Here is a 5005-nt window from a genome sequence, read left to right on the forward strand (position 1 = left end):
TCGCAACCGACAGTCATAATAATACACGCGTGGGGGTGGGGTGTCTACCTCGACGCCGCCGGCTCTTGCCCCATCTGGGTAAACGCGGGCTCTCGATCACGGCCAGGCCATCGCCAGCTGCTCCGCCCCCAGGCCCAGCGTCCGCCACGCCCCGGCGAAGCCTGGCCGCACCTTGTCCCGGGCCATCGTCGGCGCGACGACGTCGAACCACTCCCGCACCGGATAGCTGCCACCACCGCGCACCACCCACGAGCGCGGGATGCGGTACTCGTCCACCTCCACCTCGCCGCCCCGCGCGGCCGCCAGTTGACGCAGCCACTACACCGCCCCGGCGCGCGTGTCGGCCACCCCCACGGTGCGGACGCTCCGCCAGGCCGGACCCTTGGTGTTCTCATCCCCGCCAGCCCAGATGATCCGCTGCACCCGGTACACCGACCAGGTGCCGGCGGCCTGGGCGCGCCGGAACGCCGTCAGCGCCTCGGTGTTGCGGTCGGCCATCACATGGCCGTGCAGGGTCGTGGCGCCGAACAGGCGGCTGTTGGGGTTCAGGGCGAGCGCGGAATGCTCCAGCATCAGCACCTCGGCGGCCCGCTCCGGGAAGGTCCGCAGGCGCTCCAGGTGCTGGGGCAAGCCGCCGATGTTCCCCGGGAACGGGCACTGCGCGCAGTAGGACTTGCGCCAGGTGATGCCGAACCTCTCGCGCAGCAGGGCGAGGCATTCGGCGCGGCCGTAGCCCCATTCGATCAGCGGATACTCCGGGGCGCGGGTGAGCGGGGTGTACGTCTGGTCCCGCAGCACCCGCATCCCTTCCTCGGCGTTGAAGCCGAGCACGTGCCGGTACGGGCGCCCTTGCAGGTCAGCGGCGATAAATCTGTCGATCACGCTTTCCTTGAACTTGATCGAACACGTTCTACGCCCCTGCGCCACCATGGGCACGGTGCCCGTGGTGCGCAGCTCGTCACTCAGCCGCCACGGACCGGCCTTGTGCAGCCGGGTGGGGGAGCGGCTGTCATCGAGGACGACGATCCCGTCCGACTCGAACGGGCCTGTCCTGGCGACCTGGACCAGGCGCACCTGGTGCTCGCGCAGCAGGGGCAGGATGTGCCGTTCGCAGTCGGCGAGAGTGTCGTCCCACTCGTCACCCGTGGCCGCGTACACGGCGATCATGGATGCCGGGTCGTAGCCCATGGCCTGGGGACGGCCGCCGCCGTGCCCGGCCTCCGCACTCCGGCGGACTCCGCCGCCCGATCGCCCACGGAGACACGATGAAGGACTTCCAGGACCGACCTTACCGACCCCCGGATGAACGAAACGGGGTGGCGGCACTCGACCTGATGCGGGCCTACGCCGCACGGGACCGCGCCGCGATCGTCGAGCACCTCGCGCACCTGGAGGCGGACCAGCTGGAGTACGCCGGGGCGTGCTCGTCACCATGTACAACGACACCCGCCAGGTCCTCAACGAGACCGGACGTCCGTGCACCCCTGCCACCGTGGTGAGCGAGGTCGATCAGGTCGCCCGCTTCGCCTGGCCGAGCATGAGTTCGCCGTCACCACCACCGCCCGCCGCCTCACCGGTAGCGAGGCGACTACGCGGCGTTCGGCGGATCGGTGGGTGCCTGGCCCGGTTCGAGGGACCTCGGGTCGGCCGTGGACGTCGGGCCCGGGCCGAGGATGTGCTGGTACAGGTTGGCGAGCTGCACCAACGTGGACTCCTTCGTGGGCTCCTTCGTCAGCTCGAAGCTGATCTCGCCCCGGGAGGTCTTGCGCTTCACCTTCAGGCTCACCTTCGTCTGAAGAAAGGCCACCAGGCTGACCAGCACGACCAGACCAGCCGACACCTCGACCACGGCCAGTTGATCGTCGACGGGCGGATCGGCGAGCAGCGGCTCGGCAAGAGGACGCGTCTGCGGGTCGTCGGACAGCGCGGCCAGGAGCCGCAGCCCGGCGGTGAGGGCCCTGGCATCGTCGTCGAGCAACCACGCCGCCGATGACGGGGCGTCGGCGTGCGCGAGCAGAGTGTCGATGATAGCCAGGACCTCTTCATCGTTCTCCGATACCAGGCCGTGGTGTGCGGCGAGGTCCTCGGGGCGTCGTCAAGTTGAGCAGGGTGTCTCGGGTCTGGGATGATCGCCGGGTTTGCTGATCTTCCCGGGGAGGGGTTGTGGTGGAGTCGGGGTCGCCGTCGTACAGGGGGGTTCCGGTTCCCGGCGGAGGTCATCTCCCATGCGGTGTGGCTGTACCACCGCTTCCTGCTGTCCTTCCGTGAGGTCGAGGAGCTGCTGCTCGCCCGCGGGGTCATCGTCTCCCACGAGACGATCCGGCAGTGGTGCGACCGGTTCGGCCCGCAGTACGCGGCCGCCCTGCGCCGCCGCCGGCCGCAGGCCGGCGATAAATGGCACCTCGATGAGGTGTTCATCAAGGTCAACGGGGTGCGCAGTACCTGTGGCGCGCGGTGGACCAGGACGGCAACGTGCTGGACATCCTGGTCCAGTCCCGGCGGGACGCGAAGGCCGCGAAGCGGTTCATGGCCAAGCTCATGAAGAAGCAGCGCCGGGTACCGCGGGTGCTGGTCACCGACAAGTGCCGCTCCTACGGGCCGGCTCACCGGGAACTGATGGGCTCGGTGGAACACCGGTCACACAAGGGGCTGAACAACCGGGCGGAGAACTCGCATCAGCCCACCCGCCAGCGCGAACGCGCGATGAAGTACTTCCGCTCACCCCGGTCAGCCCAGAAGTTCCTCGCCGCATTCAGTCAGATCTCGCCCCATTTCCGGCCCCGACGTCATCTGATGGCCGCATCCGAGTACCGGGCCGAGATGACCGTCCGCTTCGCCATCTGGGACCGCGTCACCGGCGTCACCACCCTGCCCACCACGGCCTGAACCAGGGCCAGTCACCCGGCCCCACCACGACTCACACACCTCAACCAACCCGCCATCCCGACAAGTTGACAACGCCCTCAATGGACGTCCGGCGGCTCTGGGCTGTGGTCACGGGGCCCTTTTCAGTTCCGTGTGGTGGAAGCGGTCGGCGAGCCGTTGCTCGAATCCGGGTTCCTCTGCATCCCGGCGGGCGGTGAGCGCGACGACGATGGCGTTGACCACGGCGGTGGCCGCCACGTTGGAGTTGAAGAACGCGGGGGTGTCGTGGCGGACGAACAGACAATGGCCCTTCGCTGCGAACGGCGAGAGAACGCTGTCGGTGATCGCGATGATGTCAAGGCCGCGTCCATGCGCAACGTCAAAAACGCGCCGCGCCAACGGGGAGTAACGGGGGAAGCTGAACACCAGCAGGACATCGTCCGAAGTCATATCCTCCGCGTCGTCGTCCAGCACCCCGCCCATGTCGTCGAGCAGCACAACGCTGGGGTGAACCTTGCGCAGGAGGAACGCCGCGAGGTGCGCGAGACTGAAACTGCTGCGGAACCCGGCGACGAAGATCTTTAGGGCGTTCGCGAGCATCTCGACGGCGATGCTCAGCTCGCGGGTATCGAGGCTTCGAATCGATTCGCCCAGCGCGTCGAGGTCGTCCGCGAGTGAATTGGCCACGACATCTTCGTCGTGACCGGGTTGGCGGGTGGGTATCGGCAACTGCCGCTGCTCGATGGAGTCGCGGATGGCGGACTGCATGTGAGGGAAGCCGTCGTAGCCGAGCCGGAGCGCGAACCGCACCACCGTCGACTCGCTGACCCCGACCTGCTCCGCGATCCGCATCGCGGTCAGCTCGCTCGCGGCCTGCGGGTTCTCGAGGCAGAACCGTGCCAGTGCACGCTGACTCGGACTGAGCTGGTCGTGCTTGAGGCGTATCCGCTCCGGCAGCAACAGCGTCGGTTCTCTCACGGATTCTCTCCACTGGCGTCACGGCGTACGGGATGCAGGTTGCCGGAAACGTCAACCGTCGCCATGAATGTAGGCGGGACGAAGGTCGTCGCATCCATTTCCGTGACTATCGCGGGACCGTGGATCGGTTGTTCCACGCGGCCCGCGGTCGTCACGGTGATGAGTGCTGATCGTAGCGGCGGCGTCGACGTACCGAACCGCCTGCTCCCGCACGGGCACCGCCGCCTGCGCCGGCGCCGCCACCGGTGTCCGGTTCACTCGCGGCGTCGTCGCCGTCGCAGACACCTTCCAGTTGACCGGTTCGATCTCCTCGTCAGCAGCCCGAGTGCCGACAGCACGCCAAGGATGCGGCGAGATCACGACGCGCTGAAAGCCCAGTTCGGACGCGAGGGGCTCGTCCATGTAGCGGATCAATTGGTCCGTACCCAGGGATTCCGCCAATTCGCCGAGGCGTCCGGTCGCCAGCTGGTTCGCGGCGAGTGTGCGACCAGAGCCCGGAGGTCGCCGAGGCTCTCGCGAGGAGAGCGGAAATTGGCGGCGATCACGCGCACGGTGTCCTCATCGAACGTATCGAGTCCTTCACAACCTGATGAAACATGTCGTTTACCTACTCCCTCTTGCATCATGATCCCAACATCGTGCAGGATCCTTCACCAGGAGAGCCGACGTCAAGTCCTCCATCTGCACCGACACCAGGGAAGCCCAACACCTGGGAAGTCAGCGCGGAGCTGCCTCTGGGCCGGCTTCCTGCCACATCGACCTTTCTCACCCCCGGGCTCCACAGCCGTCACGCCGAAGGGAAGTCGGATGCTCTGGACTGGCGTTTAGGGCGTCCTCGTGACGCCACTGAACTCCGACGGCACGATCGATCATGCCGGCCTGGCCGCGAACGTCGAACCGGCACAGGAGATCGGAGCCGCCGACGACCCGGTCATCCAGTTCGAGATCGGTCGCCCCGACTTCGACACCCTGGCCCACGGGGGGCATCACCGCAGCGGGCGTCATCTCACTGCTACCTAAGCTGACCAGCCCACTGCAGGTCGGCAACTGAACAGGACGAAGTGAACCCATGGATCTCGGAATCAACAATCGTGTCGCCCTCGTGATGGGCGCCGGCGGCGGCCTCGGCGCCGCCATCGCCGCCTCGCTGGCCCGCGAGGGC

6 protein-coding genes and 1 pseudogene are annotated in these 5005 nt (G+C 67.5%); 2 read left to right on the plus strand and 5 right to left on the minus strand.

What is annotated here, in order from left to right:
• Positions 1-96: 96 nt before the first annotated feature.
• The 3 genes from EFK10_RS05860 to EFK10_RS05870 form a co-directional block, all read right to left on the minus strand.
• Positions 97-276, minus strand: a complete 180-nt coding sequence (locus EFK10_RS05860; RefSeq protein ID WP_127354692.1) for a hypothetical protein — start codon at positions 274-276, stop codon at positions 97-99.
• 42 nt (positions 277-318) lie between these two features.
• A complete protein-coding gene (locus tag EFK10_RS05865; RefSeq protein WP_127354693.1) occupies positions 319-1167 on the minus strand; it encodes a hypothetical protein in 849 nt (282 codons plus the stop codon).
• A 421-nt stretch (positions 1168-1588) separates the two neighbouring features.
• Positions 1589-1978, minus strand: coding sequence for a hypothetical protein (locus EFK10_RS05870; protein ID WP_206305316.1), 390 nt, complete (start codon positions 1976-1978; stop codon positions 1589-1591).
• Positions 1979-2125: 147 nt separating this feature from the next.
• Between EFK10_RS05870 and EFK10_RS05875 the strand changes: the two are divergent.
• Positions 2126-2886: pseudogene (locus tag EFK10_RS05875) on the plus strand (IS6 family transposase).
• A gap of 108 nt (positions 2887-2994) precedes the next feature.
• On the opposite strand, the gene EFK10_RS05880 reads toward EFK10_RS05875, so the two are convergent.
• Positions 2995-3843: a MurR/RpiR family transcriptional regulator gene (locus EFK10_RS05880; RefSeq protein WP_127354694.1), complete on the minus strand. Its 849-nt coding sequence runs from the start codon at positions 3841-3843 to the stop codon at positions 2995-2997.
• 51 nt (positions 3844-3894) lie between these two features.
• Positions 3895-4245, minus strand: coding sequence for a hypothetical protein (locus tag EFK10_RS05885; RefSeq protein WP_127354695.1), 351 nt, complete (start codon positions 4243-4245; stop codon positions 3895-3897).
• A gap of 435 nt (positions 4246-4680) precedes the next feature.
• On the opposite strand from EFK10_RS05885, the gene EFK10_RS05890 reads away from it, so the two are divergent.
• The gene (locus EFK10_RS05890; protein ID WP_127354696.1) at positions 4681-4863 is read left to right on the plus strand and encodes a hypothetical protein; all 183 of its coding nucleotides are present in this window, start codon (positions 4681-4683) and stop codon (positions 4861-4863) included.
• Positions 4864-5005 lie beyond the last annotated feature (142 nt).

The sequence above is a fragment of the Streptomyces soli genome (assembly GCF_003999195.1).
Taxonomy (GTDB): domain Bacteria; phylum Actinomycetota; class Actinomycetes; order Streptomycetales; family Streptomycetaceae; genus Actinacidiphila; species Actinacidiphila soli.